At 67.1% G+C, this 21125-nt stretch carries 21 protein-coding genes; 6 read left to right on the top strand and 15 right to left on the bottom strand.

Annotated elements, in window-relative coordinates:
• Window positions 1–37 precede the first annotated feature (37 nt).
• The 5 genes from K7W42_RS01900 to cpdB all read left to right on the top strand — a co-directional run bounded on the left by K7W42_RS01900 (window position 38) and on the right by cpdB (window position 6152).
• Entirely contained in the window at window positions 38–283 is a 246-nt protein-coding gene (locus K7W42_RS01900; RefSeq protein ID WP_224571729.1) for a hypothetical protein, read from the top strand.
• A gap of 323 nt (window positions 284–606) precedes the next feature.
• The gene (glcF, locus tag K7W42_RS01895; protein ID WP_439648847.1) at window positions 607–1836 is read left to right on the top strand and encodes a glycolate oxidase subunit GlcF; all 1230 of its coding nucleotides are present in this window, start codon (window positions 607–609) and stop codon (window positions 1834–1836) included.
• Window positions 1833–3215, top strand: coding sequence for an FAD-binding oxidoreductase (locus K7W42_RS01890; RefSeq protein ID WP_224571727.1), 1383 nt, complete (start codon window positions 1833–1835; stop codon window positions 3213–3215). Before glcF ends, K7W42_RS01890 begins: the two co-directional genes overlap by 4 nt.
• 69 nt (window positions 3216–3284) lie before the next feature.
• Window positions 3285–3932: an FAD-binding oxidoreductase gene (locus K7W42_RS01885; protein ID WP_224571726.1), complete on the top strand. Its 648-nt coding sequence runs from the start codon at window positions 3285–3287 to the stop codon at window positions 3930–3932.
• Between the two features lie 294 nt (window positions 3933–4226).
• Complete coding sequence (gene cpdB, locus K7W42_RS01880) at window positions 4227–6152, top strand: 2',3'-cyclic-nucleotide 2'-phosphodiesterase (RefSeq protein WP_224571725.1); 1926 nt, start codon at window positions 4227–4229, stop codon at window positions 6150–6152.
• A 57-nt stretch (window positions 6153–6209) separates the two neighbouring features.
• Here cpdB and K7W42_RS01875 read toward each other — a convergent pair whose 3' ends face one another.
• From K7W42_RS01875 to K7W42_RS01805, 15 genes are all read right to left on the bottom strand, one after another.
• On the bottom strand, window positions 6210–6716 hold the full coding sequence (locus K7W42_RS01875) for a hypothetical protein (protein ID WP_224571724.1): 507 nt from the start codon (window positions 6714–6716) through the stop codon (window positions 6210–6212).
• A 79-nt stretch (window positions 6717–6795) separates the two neighbouring features.
• A complete protein-coding gene (gene ftsZ / locus K7W42_RS01870; RefSeq protein WP_157458211.1) occupies window positions 6796–7860 on the bottom strand; it encodes a cell division protein FtsZ in 1065 nt (354 codons plus the stop codon).
• 133 nt (window positions 7861–7993) lie between these two features.
• The gene (gene ftsA / locus K7W42_RS01865; RefSeq protein ID WP_157458134.1) at window positions 7994–9322 is read right to left on the bottom strand and encodes a cell division protein FtsA; all 1329 of its coding nucleotides are present in this window, start codon (window positions 9320–9322) and stop codon (window positions 7994–7996) included.
• The gene (locus tag K7W42_RS01860; RefSeq protein ID WP_224571723.1) at window positions 9319–10017 is read right to left on the bottom strand and encodes a cell division protein FtsQ/DivIB; all 699 of its coding nucleotides are present in this window, start codon (window positions 10015–10017) and stop codon (window positions 9319–9321) included. Before K7W42_RS01860 ends, ftsA begins: the two co-directional genes overlap by 4 nt.
• Before the next feature lie 56 nt (window positions 10018–10073).
• Entirely contained in the window at window positions 10074–10958 is an 885-nt protein-coding gene (locus K7W42_RS01855) for a UDP-N-acetylmuramate dehydrogenase (protein WP_224571721.1), read from the bottom strand.
• A complete protein-coding gene (gene murC, locus K7W42_RS01850; protein ID WP_224571969.1) occupies window positions 10955–12304 on the bottom strand; it encodes a UDP-N-acetylmuramate--L-alanine ligase in 1350 nt (449 codons plus the stop codon). The genes K7W42_RS01855 and murC overlap by 4 nt, the downstream gene beginning before the upstream one ends.
• A gap of 100 nt (window positions 12305–12404) precedes the next feature.
• Entirely contained in the window at window positions 12405–13538 is a 1134-nt protein-coding gene (gene murG, locus K7W42_RS01845) for an undecaprenyldiphospho-muramoylpentapeptide beta-N-acetylglucosaminyltransferase (RefSeq protein WP_224571719.1), read from the bottom strand.
• A gap of 136 nt (window positions 13539–13674) precedes the next feature.
• Window positions 13675–14445 carry an AIM24 family protein gene (locus K7W42_RS01840; protein ID WP_157458129.1) on the bottom strand — a complete coding sequence of 257 codons (771 nt, stop codon included), beginning with the start codon at window positions 14443–14445 and terminating at the stop codon, window positions 13675–13677.
• A 26-nt stretch (window positions 14446–14471) separates the two neighbouring features.
• Complete coding sequence (locus tag K7W42_RS01835; protein ID WP_224571717.1) at window positions 14472–15107, bottom strand: hypothetical protein; 636 nt, start codon at window positions 15105–15107, stop codon at window positions 14472–14474.
• Window positions 15107–15823: a WD40 repeat domain-containing protein gene (locus tag K7W42_RS01830; protein WP_224571715.1), complete on the bottom strand. Its 717-nt coding sequence runs from the start codon at window positions 15821–15823 to the stop codon at window positions 15107–15109. Before K7W42_RS01830 ends, K7W42_RS01835 begins: the two co-directional genes overlap by 1 nt.
• A 168-nt stretch (window positions 15824–15991) precedes the next feature.
• Complete coding sequence (locus tag K7W42_RS01825; RefSeq protein ID WP_224571713.1) at window positions 15992–17170, bottom strand: pyridoxal phosphate-dependent aminotransferase; 1179 nt, start codon at window positions 17168–17170, stop codon at window positions 15992–15994.
• A gap of 44 nt (window positions 17171–17214) precedes the next feature.
• A complete protein-coding gene (locus K7W42_RS01820; RefSeq protein WP_224571711.1) occupies window positions 17215–17706 on the bottom strand; it encodes a hypothetical protein in 492 nt (163 codons plus the stop codon).
• A gap of 236 nt (window positions 17707–17942) precedes the next feature.
• Window positions 17943–18527 (bottom strand): response regulator transcription factor, encoded by a 585-nt coding sequence (locus K7W42_RS01815; protein ID WP_107136771.1) that lies wholly within the window; start codon window positions 18525–18527, stop codon window positions 17943–17945.
• Window positions 18524–19615, bottom strand: a complete 1092-nt coding sequence (locus K7W42_RS01810; RefSeq protein WP_224571709.1) for a sensor histidine kinase — start codon at window positions 19613–19615, stop codon at window positions 18524–18526. The genes K7W42_RS01815 and K7W42_RS01810 overlap by 4 nt, the downstream gene beginning before the upstream one ends.
• A 328-nt stretch (window positions 19616–19943) precedes the next feature.
• Window positions 19944–20528: a TetR/AcrR family transcriptional regulator gene (locus K7W42_RS01805; protein ID WP_224571707.1), complete on the bottom strand. Its 585-nt coding sequence runs from the start codon at window positions 20526–20528 to the stop codon at window positions 19944–19946.
• Between the two features lie 55 nt (window positions 20529–20583).
• Between K7W42_RS01805 and K7W42_RS01800 the strand changes: the two genes are divergently transcribed.
• A complete protein-coding gene (locus K7W42_RS01800; protein WP_224571705.1) occupies window positions 20584–21117 on the top strand; it encodes a dihydrofolate reductase family protein in 534 nt (177 codons plus the stop codon).
• Window positions 21118–21125 lie beyond the last annotated feature (8 nt).

Below are 21125 nucleotides of genomic sequence, written 5' to 3'. Positions count from 1 at the left end.
TCCCGAGGTGCTGTGGCACGACTTCAATGAACTCTGAGTGGCGGGCGGCAAACGGGGGCGCCAGGCACTGACGGAGAGCTGGCTTCAGACAGCGGTGCAGAGTGGCCGGCCCTTCGGCCTCCTGGGGCCGTGCCCACTGAGCGAGATTCTGGCGGCGCCCAGTGCCGCCTGTTCGGAGATTCGTCATCTGCTCTTGGATGTGGCCGACACTGAGCGGGTGCGCCGCCTGCGGGCGCGGGGCGACGGCCAAGCCACGCAGGAGACCTTGAACTGGGCGGCCTAGCTGCGGGTGCATCAGACGTTTGCCGACTGGCGCCCGACGTTCTGATGGAAAGTGGTTGGGACGGAATACACTGGGAGCAGTGGCAGACGGGTGCTCAAGGCCTCTGGCCGGGGCAAACGCTGAATGCCACCCACCACATCCTGGCGCAGACTGCGCAGGCCGTGCTGAGCTGGCTGGGCGGTGAGAGCAGGCCCGCTTCAGCCCTCCGGCACACCTAGCCGTCTTCTCCATCGCCGTGCCCCGCCCCCTATCCTGGGGCGCATGAGGGCCGCCGCTTGAACAACGAGATTCCCGTGGCCGCTCTGGGCGGGCAGGGCGAGGTCATGGCGCACGCGGTAGACGCCTGTGTTCACTGCGGGTTTTGCCTGCCGGCCTGTCCCACTTACACCCTGCTGGGCGACGAGATGGACAGCCCGCGGGGCCGCATCGTCCTGATGAAAGAAGTGCTGGAAGGCACGCTGCCGCTGGCCGACGCCGCGCCGCACCTGGACCGTTGCCTGGGGTGCCAGGGCTGCGTGACCGCCTGCCCCAGTGGCGTGCCCTACGGCGAACTCATCACGGCCTTTCGCGGCTGGAGTGAGCCACAGCGGCAGCGGAGCGCCCTTGACCGGGGCAAACGCTGGGCGATTCTCAGGGCGCTCCCTGCGCCTAGACTGTTCAGTCTGGCCGCGCGGGTGGGGCAGTTTGCCAAGCCACTGGCGCCTGCATTGCCAGCGGCCCTGCGCGCGCCCCTGGACCTGCTGCCTGAAAGGGTGCCTGCCCTGCACTCCAGTCCAAAGGTCACGCGGGCCAGGGGCCAGCAGCGCGGCCGGGTGGCCTTTCTCGTGGGCTGCGCGCAGCAGGCGCTGGCCCCCAACTTTAATGCGGCGACCCTGCGCGTGCTGGCCCAGAACGGCATTGAGGTCGTCGTGCCAGACGGCCAGGGGTGCTGCGGCGCAGCGGCGCTGCACACGGGCGCGCGTGCGGAGGCCCTGAGCCTGGTCCGGGCCAACCTCTCGGCCTTTGACCCCGGCGAATACGACGCCATTCTGTCCAACGCTGCTGGGTGCGGGGCGGGCCTCAAAGAATACCCGGCGGTCCTGCACGGCGAGCCCGATGAGCCCCAGGCGCGCGCCTTTGCCGCCAAGGTGATGGATGTGAGTGAATATCTGTTTCAACTGCTGCAAGCGGGCGACCTGGCCCCGCCGCTGCCGGCCTCGCGGCCCCTGCAGGTGGCTTACCACGACGCCTGCCACCTGGCTCACGCCCAGGGGGTGCGGGCCGCGCCGCGCGCCCTATTGCGGTTCATTCCGGGTGTCAGTGTGCTGGAAGTCCCCGAAGGCGACCTCTGCTGCGGCAGCGCCGGAACCTACAACTTGGAACAGCCGGAGCTGGCCAGCCAACTGGGCGCCCGCAAGGCGAGCCATATTCTCTCTGTTCAGCCGGACCTGATTGCGTCGGGCAACATCGGCTGCCACACCCAGATTCAGAGCCATGTTCGCCGCGCACGCAGCCGCGTGCCGGTGATGCATACGGTCGAAGTGCTCGACCTGGCCTACCGGGGGGAGCTGTGAGAGACAGTGGCAAACGAGCAAACACCACTGCCCACTCACCTCTCAGCACAGACCTCCTGCGCCGCCTCGCTCCCCGTCAAGTCCTGACCTCTCTGGCCGAGCGGCGCAACTACCGCTACGACGCGATTCAGTTTGGTGAGACGCCGCTGGCCGTCGTTCTGCCCGAAAACACGGCGGATGTGGTGGTGGCCGTCAAAGCCGCGCGTGCGGCGGGGGTGCCCATCGTGGGGCGCGGCGCGGCCAGTGGCCTGTCAGGCGGGGCGGCGCCGCTGCGCGAGTCGCTGGTGATCTCATTCACCCGCATGACTGGCCTGCGCATTGACCCGGTGCGCCGCGAAGCCCACGCGCAGGCCGGCGTGGTGACCCTGGCGGTCAGTGACGCCGCGCGGCCCCACGGCCTGATCTACCCGCCCGACCCTGCGTCTTTCCGGACCAGCACCATCGGCGGCAACCTCGCCGAGAACGCGGGCGGCCCCATGTGCTTCAAGTACGGCGTAAGTGGCGACTATGTCAAAGGGCTGGAGGTGGTGGACGCGCACGGCGAGGTGCACACGCTGACCCGTGACGCTTATGACTTGGCAGGCCTCCTGATCGGTTCCGAGGGGACGCTGGGCCTGATAACCGAGGCGGCGCTGCGCCTGTTGCCGCCGCCCCGCTTCACCCGCACCCTGATGGCGCATTTCCCTGAGGTCGGTGCCTGCGCCGAGGCCGTCAGCCAGGCCATTGCGGCGGGCGCGGTGCCCAGCAAACTGGAATTTATGGACCGGGCCTGCACCAACGCCGTGGAAGACTATCTGGTCCTGGGGCTGCCGCGCGGGGCCGAGGCCGTGCTTTTGGTCGACACCGACGGCGACGACCTGGAAACGGTGGAGGAGGAAAGGGCGCTGGTCGAGCAGGCCTGTGTGGCGGCGGGCGGCACCGTGCGCCGGGCCGGAACCGATGCGGAGGCCGCTGCTCTGTGGCAGGCCCGCCGCAGCGTGTCCCCGGCGCTGGGCCGCATTCGCCCGCAGCGCATGAACGAGGACATCGCCGTGCCCCGTTCGGCCCTGCCGGAAGTGGTCCGTGAAATCCGCGCGCTGGGCGACGCCAGCCCCTTTCCAGTGGTGCAGTTTGGGCACATTGGCGACGGCAACCTGCACCCCAACATCCTGTTTGACCCCCGCCAGGACGACGCGGCGGCCGTGCACCATCTGGCCCACCAGATTGCCCTGGTGGCGCTGCGGCACGGGGGCGTGCTGAGCGGTGAACACGGCATCGGCTCCATGAAACGCGACTTCATGACCGACGCCCTGGACCCCGTGACGCTGGATGTGCTGCGCGACGTGAAACGCACCCTGGACCCGGCCGACCTCCTGAATCCCGGCAAGGTGCTGCCGTGAGGGCCCGCAGGGTGACAGGCGCGAAGTTATGGTTCCGCTTCTCCGGCCACCCGGCACCGGAGGCGCCCTGTGCCCATTCTTGACCTGTCGCCGGGCGACCAGACCGTGACGGTCAGCGGGGACACACCGCTGCTGGAGGTATACGCGGCGCTGCCGGCTGGCCTGTTTCCCCCGTTTCCACCGGTCGAACTGCCGGGTGGTGTGGGCGGGCTGGTCACGCGCGGCGGCTTTGGCCAGATCTTCTTTTTTGCGGCCGACGTGCTGGGCGTGACCTTCCGGACGCCCAGTGGCCGGGTCGTGCGCGCCGGGGGCCGCACCGTCAAAAATGTGCAGGGCTACGACCTCACCCGCCCCTTTGTGGGCAGTTTCGGCCTGCTGGGCGAAGCCCTGGAAGTTACTCTGCGGCTGCGCCCTGGGCGGGCTGCCGCGCATGTCGTTCACTCTGGCCCGCTGGCGCCCACCGGGGCGAGGTTTACCTGGCAGGCGCCGGACGGCACCCACAGCCTGCACTTTGGGCATGCGGGTGAGGTCGGGGCGGTGACGGCCCTGCCCGGTGCCCAGCCCGTTACCTCCCCTCCCGACTACACCGCCCTGTTTCCTGACGGAATGGGCATGGGCGTGGGGGGGCCGCTGCGCGACGGCCGGTGTGGCTGGGTCAATGGGGGAGGAGCCCCTGAGCCGCCAGCGCTGTTCCGTGCCCTGGCCGCCCGGCTGTAGCGGGATGGATGTCAGCTTCAGCGGAAGGTGAGGGCCTGTCCGGAGAGGGCGCTGGGTCGCCGGCATCCTTCCAAACTGCGGCCGGCTGCCTGATACGGCCTCCGATTGAACCGAGCAGAATGCCGGGTGGAATCCGAGCAGACTTGAAAAGCTCCGTAGGAGAGCGAGCAGAAAAAGATGCGGATTCCGCGATATGGAAGCGCAGACGGTGCCTGTCTTTGCTGTGCTGCAATTCAGCGGAATCCGTATGAGGAGTGGCGGAAGCGCTTCACCTCAACTTGCATCCGGTTCAGTATGCTAAGGGGCGTGCGTAATCACCTCTTTCTAATGACGGCCCTGCTGCTGGGTGCAGCGGGCGCGCAGACCGTTGACCTGCGGCTGCTGGAAACCACCGACCTTCACACCAACGCGCTGGGCTACGACTACTACCAGGACAAGCCCACGGGCGAGTTCGGCCTGGAGTACACCGCCACACTGGTGCAGAACGCCCGCAAGGAAAAGCGCAACACCATGCTCTTTGACAACGGCGACCTGATTCAGGGCAACCCCCTGGGTGACTACGTGGCCCGCGTGAATCCACTGGCCGCAGGTCAGCGCCACCCCATCCACGCCGCGATGGCGGTGCTGGGTTACGACGCCGGCAACCTGGGCAACCACGAATTTAACTACGGCCTGCCCTTTCTGGAAAACGTCCTGAAGGGCGCCCCCATGCCGTATGTCAGTGCCAACGTGTACCTCGAAGACGGCGACGGCAACCCCGACAACGACAAGAACGCCTTCACGCCCTACCTGATTCAGCGCAAGCTGGTGTACGACACCACTGGTCGCCCCTATTACATCAATGTGGGCATCCTGGGGCTGCTGCCGCCGCAGATTATGCAGTGGGACAAGAGCAACCTCGAAGGCAAGGTCACCACGCGCGACATGGTGGAAACAGCCCGCAAGTTCGTGCCCCAGATGAAAGCGCAGGGGGCCGACATCGTGGTGGCCATTGCCCACAGCGGCATCAGCGCCGATTATCAGCCGGGACAAGAAAACGCGGCGGCCGAACTGACCAAGGTGCCCGGCCTGAACGTGGTCCTGTCCGGCCACAGCCACCAGGAGTTTCCTGGCCCGGTCTACAAGAGCATTCCCGGCGCCGACATCACCAAGGGCACCATCAACGGCAAGCCTGTGGTCATGGCCGGATTCTGGGGCAATGACCTCGGCATCGTGGACCTGAAGCTGAACTTTGACCGCAAGACCCAGCAGTGGACCGTGCAGGACGGCACCGCCGCCATCCGCCCCATCTGGGACAAGACCGCCAAGAAGAACCTGGTGACCCCCGACCCCCGCATTGCCGCCGCCGTCAAGGCCGCCCATGAGGGCACGCTGGCCTACGTGCGCGGCAAGGTGGCCGACCTGACGGCCCCCATCAACTCCTACTGGGCGCTGGTGCAGGATGACCCCAGCGTGCAGCTGGTCAGCAACGCCCAGACCGCCTACGTCAAGGCCGCCCTGAGCACCACCCAGTACAAGGACCTGCCGGTGCTATCGGCCGCCGCGCCCTTCAAGGCGGGCGGGCGCAGCGGCGTGAGCTACTACACTGACATTCCTGCCGGCACGCTGGCCATCAAGAACGTCGCCGATCTGTACGTGTATCCCAACACAGTGCAGGCTGTGGTCGTGACCGGCGCCCAGCTCAAGGAATGGCTGGAGCGCAGCGCCGGGCAGTTCAAGCAGATCGATCCCAGCAAGACCGAGCCGCAGGCGCTGGTGGACGAAGCCTTCCCCACCTACAACTTCGACGTGATTGACGGCGTCACCTATGAGATTGACGTGACCCAGCCCAGCCGCTACAACAGCCAGGGCCAGGTGGCCAATGCGGGTGCGGGCCGAATCAAGAATCTCCAGCATCAGGGCCAGCCCATTGACCCGGCCGCGCGGTTCGTCGTGGCGACCAACAACTACCGCGCCTCGGGCGGCGGGTCGTTCCCCGGTCTGAACGGCACGAACATCGTGCTGCAAGCCCCCGACGAAACCCGCGAGGCGCTCGTCAAGTACTTCAACGAGCAGAAGACCGTGAATCCCACGGCCGACGGCAACTGGAAACTGACGCCCATTCCCGGCGCGACCCTGCTGTATGTCAGCAGCCCCAACGCCCAGAAGTTCCTGCCCGCCGGCGCGCAGCTGCTGCGCACCCGTGAAGACGGCTTCGTGGAATACACCATCAAGTTCTAAAACAGGCCAAAAGTCAGTGCGCCGGATGTTTTTATCCGGCGCACTGCTTGTTTTTGCTTAGAGAACCGATGAGATGATGCTGAGCGGTGTCATTAAGCAAGGGCTGAATCCGCTAGGTAATACAGACTCCGATTGAATCGTTTGCAAAAACGATGAAATCCGAGCGGAGCGAGAAGGAGAAAAACGGGTTCCGGACGTGGAGTTGGCAAATCGGCGTTTTCCCGATTTGTCAATGAAACAAACGGAATCCGTATAAGCCCATTTGTCGAAAATCCGTTCGGCCCGTTGCGGTGAAACATGCACGTGTTGATACCAGCGGCCCCAGTTGCCGTGGGGATAAACGCACAAGACACCGAACACCGCGCCCACCAACCAGATGTATTCATGAGGCATCTCCGACCAGTGGACTGTTCCCCAGCAGTCGGAGAGTGCCTGAAGTTCTTGTAGGCCGTAGCCCAGCAGGGTATGCATGAGGTCGGCAGGGACGAAGTCACCACAGGCGAACGCTTGCAGCACCTCGCCAATGACCCGTTGTTCGGGATGCGTGAGGTCAACTTTCGCCATGAGATGGATGGTGCCACGGGTGCCCAAATTCTTTGACAAAAAAGCACCCCCGCAGAGGTGCCTGTTCGTCTCGCTGTCTTTAGTCGCGGTCCACGTTCCGGAGGAAAGCGGGAATGTCGTAGTCCTTGGGATCGTAGGCCGTGCCGCCGCGCACCGGCTTGACAATCGTGTCAATGACGCTGGAGCGCAGGCCCCCTGCCACCGTCACTGGCATGTCGTTGAAGCCCGTGGCGATCACGGTCACGCGCACTTCGTCACCGGCCGCCTCGTCTGGGGTAATCCCGAACAGGATGTCGGGTTCCTCGAAGCCGGTGGCCTCGCGGATTTTCTCGACAATTTCGTTGGCGTCGGTCATGGACAGGTCATAGCTGCCCGTCACGTTGACCAGAATGCGGCGCGCCCCCTCGATGCCGCGTTCCAGCAGCGGGCTGTGGATGGCGCTCATGGCGGCCTCTTCCGCGACCTTCTCGCCGCGCCCGGCGCCGATGCCCATCAGGACCGTGCCGGAGTTGGCCAGCAGGTTGCGCACGTCGGCAAAGTCGAGGTTGATCATGCCCTCGACGTTAATTACGTCGCTGATGCCCTTGACGCCGTAATACAGCACGCGGTCAGCAATCAAGAAGGCCTCGCGGAACGACACCTTTTTGTCCACAGCGGTCAGCAACTTCTCGTTGTTGACCACGATCATGCCGTCCACGCGGTCGGCCAGTTTGCCAATGCCTTCTTCGGCCACGCGCAGGCGCTTGGGGCCTTCAAACTTGAACGGCCGGGTGACGATGGCCACCGTCAGAATGCCCATCTCGCGGGCGATCTCGGCCACCACAGGGGCGCTGCCGGTGCCGGTGCCGCCGCCCATGCCCGCCGTAATAAACAGCATGTCTGTGCCGTCTAAGTATTCCTTGATGCGCTCACGGTCTTCCAGGGCGGCCTTCTCGCCCACTTCGGGGTCGGCCCCGGCCCCCAGGCCGCGCGTCAGGCGGTCACCCAGCTGAATGCGGATTTCGGCGTGGCTCTTGGCCAGCACCTGCGCGTCCGTGTTGCCGGCGATAAACTCCACGCCTTCCAGTCCCGATTCAATCATGCGGTTCACGGCATTGTTGCCGGCCCCGCCCAAGCCAATCACGCGAATTCTGGCCGCTTGCATCATGTCTCCTTCCGGTCTGGCGCCGGGCCCACGGGGGGCACAGCCCAGAGGCACTGCCGCGCAGTGTAGCGCACCCGTCTGGCGGGGAAGTCAGGGCAGCGGGGGCCGCAGTCTGGCTGGCCCCCGCTCCGCTTTACATCCAATCTTTGAACCAGCCGCGCACCCGGTCGGCCAGGCTAGGGCCGACTTTGTCCTTGGGTTTGTCGGGTGTGGCCGCCACCGGCTCTGGGGTGGGGGCCGGGACCACCGGCACGTCAGGGGTGCTGGGGGCAGTGACCGCCGGGGCCATGTCGCCGTATACCAGATGCGGCACCTTGCCGTCCTCTCCAATGCCGTACAGCACGAGGCCCACGCTGCCGGCGTGGCCAGGGCCACTGACGATGTCGGTCAGGCCGCCAATACCGCGCGGGCGGCCCACCCGCACCGGCAGCCGGAAACGGTCGCGCGCCAGTTCGGGCGCCCCGCGCAGCAGCGCCGCGCCGCCCGTCAGGATGACGTTCTGGGCCACCAGCTCCACCGGTCCGAGAGTGTGATCAATCTCGTCCCGAATCAGGCCGAAGATCTCGGCCAGACGCGGCTTGATGATGCGCGACAGTTCAAAGGCCGTAATGGCGTGGGTGCTGCCCGAGGACGTGGTGATTTCGAGGGTCAGGTCCTGGTCGGCCAGTTCCGGCAGGGCCGCGCCGTACCGCCGCTTGACGTTCTCGGCTTCCTCCATGGGAATCTTGAGAATCTGCGCCAGGTCGGCGGTGACGTGCTCGCCGCCCAGGGGAATGCAGGCCGAGTGCGCCAGGTTGCCGCGCTTGAACACCGCCATGTCGGTGGTGCCGCCGCCCATGTCCACGACCACAACGGTCTGGGCCTGCTCAGCGGCTTCCAGGGTCGCCAGGCCGCTGGCCAGGGCGTGCAGGGCAAACCCCTCGACCCGCAGGCCAGCTTCCTGCACGCAGCGGCGCAGGTTTAGCAGTGGTCCGGCGGTACCAGCCACGATATGCACGTCCACTTCCAGCCGAACACCGTGCATGCCAACCGGGTTTTTGATGCCTTCCTGGCCGTCCACCACGTATTCCTGAGGCAGCGTATGGATGATTTCCAGATTGGGGTCCAGCGGCACGGCCCGCGCATTCTCGATGGCGCGGTCCACGTCAGGCTGGGCAATTTCTTGGTTGCGGCGAATAGCGGCCAGGCCGTGGCTGGTAATCGCCTTGGCGTGGTTGCCCGCCACCGAGACATACACGCTCTCGACCTTGACCCCGCTGACGCGCTCGGCGGCCTGCACCGACTGTTTGATGGCGTGGGTGGCGCGTTCCAGATTGACCACAGAGCCGCGCTTCATGCCCTCGCTGGGCACGGTGCCTTCGCCGATGATGTCCACACTCCCGCCCGCAGCAACCTCGCCGATGACGGTCGTGATTTTCGTGGTGCCGATGTCCAGGCCCACAATGATGGTGTTGTCTTTCATTCCTGGACGCTCACCCCCCAGGGGTAAATCGAAATCTTGTGGTTTGGATACATGCTGATGCTCTCAGCATACTTCAGTAACGCCTGCACGTCGCCTGTCCACACGCGGCTGCTGGCCTCTTTTCCGGCCACTGTGAGGGTCAGGCCTGTCGGTGAATAAGCAACCGACTGCACATTGTAGCGGGACAGGGCGCGCAGCACCCGCAGCATTTCGGGCAGGCGGTCGGGTCCCCAGCCGCTGATCAGCGGGAGCTTCGCCGTATTCAGGGCGCCGGGCAGCACTGTGCCGTCAGCAGCGATGGCCACGACCACGCCGTCTAGGCGGCGCAGGCGGGCGTAGGCGGTGCGCTCGGTCAGCTGGATATGGACCGCGTCGGGAAAGGTGCGCGTCACCGTGGCCGCCTGGACCCAGGGGCTGCCCAGCAGGCCACGTGCGCGCCAGGCGCCGTAATACAGCCAGCCGAAGTCAGGGCTCAGCCCGGCCAGAGCCTGCACCCGCGCGGGCGACAGGCGCACGTTGCCGTCAACAGTGACGGTGCGGATGGGCAGCCCAAACCAGAGCCCCAGCGCGGCTCCCACCAGAAGCAGGGTTAGGATAAGGCCCCACCAGCGGCGGCGCAGGCGGCGGCGAGCTGGTCGGGCTGGAGGCTCCGGGTCAGGGGTCGCGGCTGGAAAGATCAGGTCAGGCACGAGCACGGCAGAGGCAGGATCCTGCGGCTCAGAGCCGACCCGCCGGTTGCGCCCCGGCTGCGTCAAGGCTCAGCCTGCCCTGACCACAGCTCGTATTCCAGTTCCAGGGGCACCTTCACGCGCGCCCGGACAGTGTCCAGCAGCGCGTGAACGTCCGCCGCCGTCGCTCCCCCCAGATTGACAATGAAGTTGGCGTGTTCCGGGGCAATCAGGGCGTTGCCGATGCGCGTTCCCTTCAGGCCCGCCTCGTCAATCAGTTGGCCCGCGCTGACCCCGCCAGGGTTCTTGAAAGCGCAGCCCGGCGTTTTCATCTTGGGCTGCCCCTTGCGGGCCTGATCGGCGTGGTCCATCTTGGCCAGCACAGCGTCCGGCGTGCTGACCGTCAGGGCCAGGCGCACGCGGCTGACCACATGGTTCCGGGGAATCCCGCTCTGGCGGTAGCCCCAGGGCAAGTCGTCTGGCGTGACCTGCCGCGTGCCTTCAGGCGTCACCAGCTCAATGGTGTGCAGGCCGTCAAACATCTCGCCGTACCGGGTGCCGGCGTTCATCCATACGGCCCCGCCCACCTGCGCCGGAATGCCGACGGTGCCTTCCAGGCCGCTCAGGCCCAGTTTCTGCAACTGCCGCACCAGGCCCGGCAGGGGGACGCCGCCGCCCACCCAGCCGGTGACGACGCGCGCTGAGGTGCTGAGCAAGGGGTCGGGCGTCAGGTCACGTTCAGCCAGGGGGCCGGATAAACGCAGCACGCGCTCGGGCACCCCGGCGTCCGCGATGACCAGATTGCTGCCGCCGCCCAGAATCCGGTAGGGGCGCTCCATGGCCTCGGCCAGGGCCTCATGAGAGGTCACGAACCAGACCTCGGCCTCGCCGCCCACGCCCAGGGTGGTAAACCGCGAGAGCGGTAGCCTCTCAACCCGCGTGCCGCTGCGGCTGACTGCGGCGGTCACACCGCGCCGCCCACGAGGTCGCGCGCCAGGGTCCAGACATCCCCCGCGCCCATCGTGACGATCACGTCTTCATGGCTGGCCGTCTCGCGCAGCACGCGCAGCACCTCGGCGCGGTCAGGCAGGTAGCGCACGCCCGCGTGGCCGTTGTCGGCCATTCGCCCAGAAATCAGGGTGGCGTGAATACCGGGAATGGGCGCCTCACTGGCGGCGGCAATATCCAGCAGCAGTACCTCGTCGGCGTCCATCAGGGCGTCGGCCAGGCGGGGCCAGGACTGCTGGGTGCGCAGGTAACGGTGCGGCTGAAAGACCACCCGCACCCGCCGCCCGGTCTGCCGCGCGGCCTGCACGGCGGCGGCGACCTTGGTGGCGTTGTGGGCGTAGTCATCAATCACCAGGGCGCCGTTCAGTTCGCCGATGCGCTGCCAGCGCCGCCCCGGCCCCCGGAAGTCAGCCAGCGCGGCGGCCGCCAGCGCCAGGTCGCCGCCGTGCAGATGCACGACCGCCAGCGCAGCCAGCGCGTTCAGGACGTTGTGGGTGCCGGGCAGGGCCACGCGCGCGTTTACCAGCGTCTGCCCCCGGTAGACCACCGCAAAACTGGTGCCCTCGGCGTCGGGTTGCAGCCCTTCGGCGCGGTAGTCGGCGCCCTCGGCCTGGCCGTAACTGAGCTGCTCGCGGGCACCGCTGCACAGGGCGTCCAGACCTGGCCAGTCGGCGCACAGCAGCACGCGGCCCGACTGCGCCACAAAGCGCGCAAAGGCCGCGTGCTGCTCTTCTACAGTTTCCCAGTAGGTCGCCTGGGAGCCGCCCACATGGTCGTCCTCGGCGTTGGTAAACACGGCGGTGCCTGCGCCCAGCGCGGCAAAGCCCTTATCGGACTCGTCCACCTCGGCCACGAACGGGCCGCGCCCCAGCCGGGCGTTGCTGCCGAACTCCGGCACGATGCCGCCCACGAACGCAGAGGGGTCCAGGCCGGCCCCAGTCAGGGCCACGGCGATCATGCTGGTCGTGGTGGTCTTGCCGTGTGTGCCGATCACCCCCACACTGGGCCCGGTGCGCAGCAGGTCGTCCAGCAGCGCCATGCGCGGGCGCACTGCCACGCCAGCGGCGCGCGCGGCCAGCAGTTCCGGGTGGGTTTTGGGCACGGCTTCCGAGGCCACCAGGATGTCCACGGGACCGTAAGGGGCGTCCGTGATATGGGCGGCGGCGTGTCCGGCCGCGACCGGCACGCCCTCGGCGCCCAGCCGGGCTGTCAGATCGGTGACGGCCTCGTCGCAGCCGCTGACCCGGTGGCCCTGCGCCGCGAGCAGGCGGGCAAAGGCACTCATGCCGATGCCGCCGATGCCCATCAGGTGGTAGTGGAGGGAAGGGGAGGCCGCTTGAAACGCCTCGGCAGGGCCGGGCGGGGGGGTGGGAAGAGCGTGGTCAGTCATGGGAGGGGAGGGGCCCTTAACGCAGGTGCCGTTCGATCAGGGACGCAAACTGCCCCGCTGCGCCCGGCTGGGCACGCTGGCGGGCCGCTCCACTCATGGAGGCGCGCGTCCCCGCTGAGGCACACTCTAACACCGCCTGTCCCAGGGTTTCTGGCACGCTCTTTTGCTCGACCACGCGCCCGGCTCCGGCCGTCTGCACCGCCAGGGCGTTGTGGTACTGGTGGTTTTCCGAGGACTCGGGCAGCGGCACCATGACCAGCGGTACCCCATGAAAGGCGGCCTCGGCCAGCGTGCTGGTGCCCGCGCGGGTAATGGCCAGGTCGGCCACCGACCACGCGGCCACAGCGTCCACGTAGCCAGCGGCCTTGTACCAGTCCAGGCCCCGGACACGCGGCCCGACCTCCGAGAGCCAGCGCGGCCCGGTGGAATGCAGCACCTGCACGGCGCGTCCTCTCTGGCCAGTAAAGTCCAGGTTGACCAGGCCGCCCCCCGTGTCTTCGGGCAGCAGTCCCTCCTGTCCCAGGATGTTCTGCAGGGTGTCCGGCACGCTGTTGTTTAAGAACAGCGACCCCTGCGACCCGCCCATGATGAACAGGGTCAGGGGGCCGTCTTGCAGCCCCAGGCGCGAAAGGGCCTCGGCGCGGGGCAGACGCTCTTCGCGCACTGGCATGCCGACCAGGGTGGCGCGGGCAGGGTCCAGGCCCAGCACGCGCTCGTACACGGTGCCCACCGCGCGGGCGCGGCCCACGGCGAGGCGCTGGGTCAGGCCCAGCCGGGCGTTCTGCTCATGCAGCACGGTGGGGAGCCCCAGACTCTGAGCGGCCAGCACGCCGGGCAGGCTGGCAAAACCGCCAAACCCCACCACCGCGCTGGGCCGCAGCCGGGCCAGCACCCGCCTGGCCTGCAAGACCCCCTGCCCGGCGCGCAGCAGTTCACGGGGGTCGGGACGGCCCTGCCCGCTGCGCGCCAGTTTGCCGGCGTCCACGCCTTCAAAGGCCAGCCCCTGTTCGGCGGCCACCCGCTCTTCCATGCCGCCGCGCTGGCCCAGCAGCAGCGTCTCGTGCCCGCGCGCCGCCAGGTCGCGCGCCGTGGCCACCGCCGGATAGATGTGTCCCCCGGTGCCTCCCGTTGCCAGTACAACCAAGCTCATTGGGGGCGAGTGTAGCGGTTGGGGAGTGGGAAGTGGGTAGTGGTGAGTGGAGAAAAGAGAGGGCGTGCCGTCCAGGCCACGCCCTCCATCCTTATGCTTTTTCTACTCCCTACTTCTCACACCCCACTTCCTGGCTTCAGTCGAACAGGTCCCCAATGGCGCCGCCCACGCCGCCGCTGCTGTGGCCGCTGCCGCCGCCCAGGCCCTGCTCGAACTCTTCATAGGGCTGCACGACCACGAAGCCGTCGCCCTGAAAGACCATCTGGTAGGTCTCGCCGCCGCCCCGGCCAAACATGCTGCGCAGACTGGCGTCCATCCGCAGCTGGGGCTGCAGGTTGCCGCTCCAGGCAATCGTGGCGTTGGGGTCAGTAAAAATCGGTTCCTGGTGGGTCACGCGCAGGGTCAGCGGCTTGCCGTGCGAGAGGATGGCCACCATGCCGTGCCCCTGCACGCGCACGCTAAAGAGGCCGCCCGCCGCCATGCCTGCAATGCGGCGCTGCATGGTGATGTCGTACTGCACGCTGTCTTCAAAAGCCAGCAGGTCGTTGCCGTTGACGTTCAGGCTGTCCCCTTGCAGGCGCAGAATCTGCACCTCCTTGCCCTGGTCGGCCAGGTAGGCCACGCCCCGGCCCTCGATTTTAGCCAGGGGGCTCATCTCCTGCGAGACGGCGCGCTTGAGGGCTTTCATCAGGCCGCCTTCCAGGGTGCCCTCGCGCTTGAAGCTGAGGTTGCCCTTGTAGGCCACCATGGCCCCCAGCTTGCTCCAGATACGGCCATTGACCTTGACCTCCAGCATCTTGCTGGATTCCAGTTCAAAGACGTCGCCGGGGTTGTCCCGCTCGGCGGTCTGGGCCAGAAAGTCACGGAGGCTGTAGGTGCCGTCGCCGCCCGGATGCATGTTGGTCATACCGCCAGGGTACGCCAGGAGTGGCGTCAGGGTTCCCGCGTGCGGCAGGGCACTGCAAGAGAGGCGACGCCCAGGTTGTCCCCGTCCCCGCGCAGGGTACGGCAGCCCAGAAAGCGGCCTGACGGCCAGGCCCACACGTAGTTGTTGGTGAAGTCGGTCGTTCCGTTGGTCATGGTGCGGACGTTAGAGGTGGCGCTCACGGTCAGTTGGCCGCCTTTCAAGCGCACCTGCCAGCCGACAGGGACGCCCAGGCCGTCCAGATTGGCCGGCGCCACCGCTGGGGGCCAGAGGACCCGTGTGTGTCCAGCGGCTTTGACCCGCACCCTCAGGTCATCTCCGATGGTGACGGTGGCCCCGGCAGGGTGAAAGGTGGCCAGAGGGGGCGCCGCGCTGGGCAAAGGCGCGGCGCTCGGCAGCCTCCAGCGGCGGGTGCTGTGCTGGTCACTGAGGGCCAGGGTAGTGCCCGTGACCTGCCACCGCACCAGTGCTGAGCCCAGCGGAGCGAGCCGGGCCAGCCGCGTGACCTCCGGCCAGTGCAGCAGGGTGCCCGAGGTGACCCCCAGCGCCAGCAAGCGGCCCTGCGGCAAGAGGTGCAGCGAGGTCGCGCCGCCGGGCAAAGACAGGCAGCGGGCCTGACGCGGCGGGCGTAGCGGCCAGGCCATCAGCTGCTCGTCGTTGGCGGTGCTGACCAGCGTGCCCGCACCTGTGAACAGCAGGCCCTCACTGGCCCCAGGTGTGCTGCGGTCTTCGCCGCCGTGCAGCCTCCCGAGAGCTGGCGCTCCTGCCCGGTGGCCAGCGAGCGCAGCCGCACCCCACCACCCCGCGAGCCAATGGCGAGGGTGCGGCCATCAGGCGAAAAGGCCAGGGCGGTGGGCGTGGCAAAAAAATCGCCGGAGCCGTCCTTCTGGTCTCTGTAGAACGGATGCTGGAGGATGTTGACCCACCGCCCGCTCTGGGCGCTCAGCAGCCGCACGGCGCCGTTTCGACCTGCCACAGCCAGATGCTGACCATTCGGCGAGAGGGCCAGGGGTTCCAGGGTCCAGGCGGCGGCGGACAGCTGGACATGCCAGCGCGCCTTCAGCGTGTTGGCATCCAGAGCCACGAGGGTTGAGCCGCCCAGGTACAGGGTGCGGCCATCAGGGTGCCGCAACACCGGGCCAAGGCTGCGACTTTCGGGCACCTGCGCCTGGCGCTTCACCCGCCCCGCCGCGTCCAGGCGCACGAACACGGGTACGCGGCAGGCAGGGGCTTCGTCTGGTTGCAGGCACCGCCAGCCTGCCCACCCGCCGTCAGGTAAAGGCACGCCGGATAGGAGTGCCGAGGCTGTGCCGGAGAGCCACAGCACAGCGGCGCACGCAACGCTTTTGACCAGAGGCATAAGGGCAGCTTAGGGACTGGGCCGCCCCAGTCATCCTTCAAAAGTTCGGTGGACGATCAGTGCGCTGGGCAGTGAGCAGACTGACCAGGCGGCGTGGCAGGGCGGAGTAGCCTCTCTGGATTTGAGGTGCGGTGTACTCCCAGCCAGGGAGAAACGGGAACACCACGGTCACGCCAGCAACTGGCCCAGGCGGCGCAAGACCTCCTCAATGGTGTCCAAGCCCAGCGCGTAACTCAGGCGCACCTGGCCGGGTGCCCCAAAATCGGTGCCGGGCACGACGGCCACCCGCGCTTCATCTAGGATGCGGCGCGCAGCCTCCAGTTCGTCAGGGTGAATTCGGCTGGTGTCGGCCATGACATAAAACGCGCCCTGCGGGGTCGGCGTCGTGAGCCCCAGCGCGTTCAGACCCGCCACGATGTGGTCGCGCCGGACCTGATAGGCACGCCGGGCCTCCTCGATAAACCGCGCCGTGGCCTCGTGCTGCGTCAGTGCCGCCAGCGCCGCGTACTGGCTGACACTGCTGGCATTGCTGGTGCTCTGCGACTGTATGGCGTTCATGGCGGCAATCACGGCGGCCGGCCCGCCGGCGTAGCCAATGCGCCAGCCGGTCATGGCATACGCCTTGCTGGCCCCATTGATGGTCAGGGTGTGCTCCGGGGCATAGGTGCCGATGCTGACCTGCTGGGCGCCGTAGACCAGATGCTCGTACATCTCGTCGGACACGATGGTCAGGCCGCGCTGCCAGGCCAACTCGGCAATGGACTGCAGCACTTCAGGCGGAAACACCGCGCCTGTGGGGTTGCCCGGACTGTTCAGCACGATCATGCGGGTGCGCGGCGTGATGTGGGCGGCGAGGTCGTCGGGGTTCAGTTGAAAGCCGCTTTCGGCGGTGGTGGGCACCGGCACCGGCACCGCTCCTGTCAGGGCGACCATCTCGGGGTAGCTGACCCAGTAGGGGGTGGGAATCAGCACCTCGTCGCCAGGATTGAGCAGCGCGAAGAAGGCATTGAAGAGGGCCTGTTTTCCGCCGCTGGTGACCGTGACCGCGTTCGGGGCGTAGCGGAGGCCGTTTTCCCGCTCAAACTTGGCGCTGATGGCCTCGCGCAGTTCGGGAATGCCGTTCACAGCGGTGTATTTCGTCTTCCCGCTTTCGATGGCCTGAATGGCGGCGGCCTTGATGTGCGGCGGCGTGTCGAAGTCCGGCTCGCCCACGCTCATGGAAATCACGTCCACGCCCTGCCGCCTGAGTTCCAGGGCGCGGCTGGTCACCGCCACCGTGGCCGAGGGCTTGAGGCTCTGGGCGCGGGCCGAGAGGGTAAAAGGGGAGGCAGAAACAGGGCCGCTCATTCCCCGCAGGGTACAGGCGGCCCGGAGGCAGGGCAGCGAAAAGGTTAGAAGCGGTAGGTGAGGCCAAACCCGCCGCCTACCAGAGGCAGGGGCGGCGTGCCGCTGCCTGGAACAAAGCCGGCGCGCACGCGGGCCTCGCTGAACCAGCCCAGATTGCTTGCCCCAAACTGCCCGCGTACGCCACCTGTTACGCCCGCAAACCACACGGCCCCGGCCAGCGTGCCCAGGCTGGGACCGCCATAGACGTTCACCTGGCCCGCTGTCCCCGAGAACAGCACGTCGGCATTGACCATAGGCAGCGGCCCGTTCAGGTCGGCGATAGGCAGGATATACAGGCCGGCGGTGCCGCGCAGGGTGGTCTGAAAGGAGCCGATCTGGCCCAGCGGCGTGCTCAGGCCCAGTGAAACGCCCGGCGCGATATAGGCTTCGGTCCCTACACTGCCCCAGAGGGTCAGGCGCGCGTCGGGCGACGTGCCCTGCGCCGCCGCCGTGCCGGCGAGAAGCAGTGTCAGAGAAAACAGGCAGCGGGTCTTCATGCGCCGTTCACTTTAACAGCCGGGCGTTGGTCGGATTGCCTCACTTGAGCCGCCGGGCCACCTGTAATAGGGGTGACCCGGCGGTTGTCCGTGTGGTTTTACAGCGGTCTTCTGTGGGCTTGATGGTCAGGGCGGTGCCATCCAGATCAGGAAGGCTGCCGCCCAGTCGTACCGGCCCACGTTGATTGAGGGCTCTGTGCCTCAGTGGTGCGCCTCAGCAGTGCTCGCTCCTGCTCTCAGTGCAGCAGGCCGATAGAACGGGCGCGGCTGACCGCCTCGGTGCGGTCACCCGCGTCCAGCTTGGCGTACAGCCGGGCCAGGTGGTCTTTGACGGTATCGGGCGAGACCCCCAGGTTCTTGGCGATCTCCTTGTTGCTGTAGCCCTGTGCAAGCAGCGGCAGCACCTCGGATTCGCGCGGAGTCAGGCGGGGCACGTCCACATGAGGCAGGCGGTCCACATCTGGGTTGGCCACGATGTCGCGCAGTTGCCGGGCCAGGCTTTCGGGGTCGGTTTCCTTGCTCACGTAGCCGCGTGCCCCCGCCGCGCGGGCGGCCTGCACGATGGCGGGTTCGGCAAAGGTGGTGATCAGGACACTGACCAGCCGGGGGTTGGTCTGGCGCAGGCGCTCGCAGACCTCAATGCCGGTCATGCCGGGCATCTTCACGTCCAGCAGCGCGGCGTCGGGTTGCAGGGCGCGGCAGGCCTCCAGCGCGGCCAGGCCGTCACTGGCCTCGGCCACCACGTCAAAGCCCTGGTGAATCAGGGCGTACTTGAGGCCCATACGAAAGAGGGGGTGGTCGTCGGCAATGACTAGTCTCATGGGGAAACCTCCGGCAGGGAGAGCGTGAAGCGGGTCAGGGCGGGCAGGCAGGCGTCGGCACCGGCAGGGGCTTCGGAAGGGGGGAGGCCGGAGGAAGCGTCAGGGGGGGGCAGGCGGCTGTAGTGCAGGTCGCCGCCGTGGGCCTGGGCGATGCGGCGGGCGATGAAGAGGCCCAGACCAGCGGTGCCGGCGGTGTACTGCTGCCCAGCAATCGTGGTGGGCTGGGCGTTAAACGGCTGGGCCAGCTCGTCCAGGGGCGCGGCCAGGCCGGGGCCATCGTCGGTCACGTGCAGGCCATCTGCGGACACGCTGAGAGTCACGCCGCTGCGGGCGTAACGCAGGGCGTTGGTGGTGAGGTTCATGACGGCGCGTTCCAGCACCGCCGGATCGGTCTGGGCGTGCCCCTCGCCCTGAACGCTCAGGGTCAGCCCCTGGGCCTCCGCCTGAGGGGCGGCGCGCAGGGCCACATCGTTCAGTAAGGCGCCCAGATCGGTGGAGATCAGCTGCACCTGCACGTCTTCCTGCTCAAAGCGGTGGGCGTCGGCCATCTGCTGCACCAGCGCCAGCAGCCGGGCGGTTTCGGCCTGCATCTGCTCGCCCATCATGCGGCGCTCTGGTTCGGGCAGCGGCATGGTGGTCAGGATCTTGGTCAGGTGGCCGGTGGCGATCAGCGGCGTTTTCAGGTCATGCACCAGCGTGGCCATGAAGGCGTTACGCCGCGCCTGCTCGGTGCCGAGACTGGAGAGCAGACCGGTAAAGGCGCCCCTCAGCGCGCGAATCTCCGTCGGATCATCGGCGTGGGCGGCCTGAAAGGCGCCGTCCTCGACCTGGGCCTGAAGGCGGCTGAGGGGCCGCAGCAGGGTGCCGCTGAGCAGGTAGCCAACCGCCGCGCACAGCGCCCCCACCGTGACCATCCAGGCCAGCAGGGTCAGCGGCGCCACGTTGGGCCGGGCCGTGAAGGTCAGCACCACGTTAGGCAAAAAGGCCAGCAAAAAGATCACCAGGGTGAACTGGGCGCGCAGCGTCCGCAAACTGGCCTGACCAAACCCGGTGGCCGGGTGGGGCAGGCTGGAGGCAGACGTGGACATACCGCCCAAGGTAGCGGCCGGCCTCTGACAGAACCCTCACGGGTCTGTCAACCCCCACCCCCAGCGAATGCCCCCGCTTCAGCGCCTGCCTATGCGTTGCTCATCCAGGGCGGCTGAGGTGGCCAGAAGTGGACTGAAGACCTCTCCGGTTGAATCGCCTGAAAACGGGATTCAAAGCCCAGCAAGGGAAGAGTGACTTTCCAAACATAAGGGCACTCTCCGTCTCTGAAACCGTTTCGTAAGCAATTGATGCTGAGGTCTGGAACCTCACCTACCCTTGACGCACACTATAGCCAGCAGTTCTGTAAGGCTTAGAAAAGTCTTTGAATCAGTGGTCCTGAGTCGCGTCCGGCGGCCAGTGGCGCAGGCCCTGTGCAAAGACGCGCACGGCGAACCGCCAAGCCTCTCCAGCCGCCGGACCACCCAGCATAAAGCCGTGCAGGTAGTCCACGAGCATCTGGCCAGCACTTTGCGTCTCCTCAGCGGTCAGGGAAAGAGGCCTGACCGCCTGCGCGAATAGAGCATCAAAGCGCGCGACGACAGGCGCCGCAGGCACGCGGCCAGCCGCAATCTCCAGCGTGAGGCCCGGATAGCGCTGCACCACACCGAGATACAGCGCGGCCAGGCGCTCCAGCCGCCCAGCACAGGTGGGCTCTCCCTCAAGGAAGGGGTCAGCCTCCTCCAGGGGCGCGAAGGCAGTGAGAACGGCGGCATCAAGTAGAGCCTCCTTGGTTGGAAAGTAGTGATAGAGCGACATCACATCCACCTGAAGCGTGCGGGCAAGGGCGCGCATGGAGAAGGCGGCGCGGTCTCTTTCCAGTAGAGTCAGGGCGGCAGTGAGCACGGTGTCTTCGGTCAGCCCGGCACCACGAGCAGGTCGTCCCCGGCGCCGGGGGGGAAGAGGGACAGTCATCGCTCTCCATTGTGCGTGTTGGCTCCTCTTTATTTCTACACTATAGAATTTAAGCATGACGAAGCCTCTGCGCGTGACAGTTTTTCTGGGCCTCAGCCTGGATGGGTACATTGCGGGTGACGATCACGGGCTGGACTGGCTCAATCTGGTGCAGACCATGCCCCCGGAGGACACGGGCTACGCCGAGCTGATGGCGTCTGTTGACGCGCTGGTCATCGGCCGCTCGACCTACGATGTGGTGGCCTCGTTTCCAGAGTGGCCTTACGCGGGCAAGCGAGTGCTGGTGCTCACGCACCGGCCACTTGACGCGCGGCAGGGTGTAGAGGCGTGCCAGGGGGAACTGACGCAGGTACTGGACAGGTTGGCCCACGAAGGCCACGAACACATCTACCTTGACGGCGGTGATGTGGTGCGGCAGGGGCTCCGGGCAGGGGTGGTCACGGACCTGACGCTGTCCTGGGTGCCTGTCATCCTTGGCTCGGGGATTGCCCTCTTTGAGCGTGGCCTGCCGCAGCGGGCGTGGCACTTGAGCCGAAGTCGCGCTTTTCCGAGTGGCCTGGTGCAGGCCACCTACACCCCGAGGCCGTGACGGCCCCA

The organism is Deinococcus betulae, assembly GCF_020166395.1.
Taxonomy (GTDB): Bacteria; Deinococcota; Deinococci; order Deinococcales; family Deinococcaceae; genus Deinococcus; species Deinococcus betulae.
The sequence above is the reverse complement of the archived record's forward strand: the minus strand, read 5'-3'. Positions and strand labels throughout refer to the sequence as shown.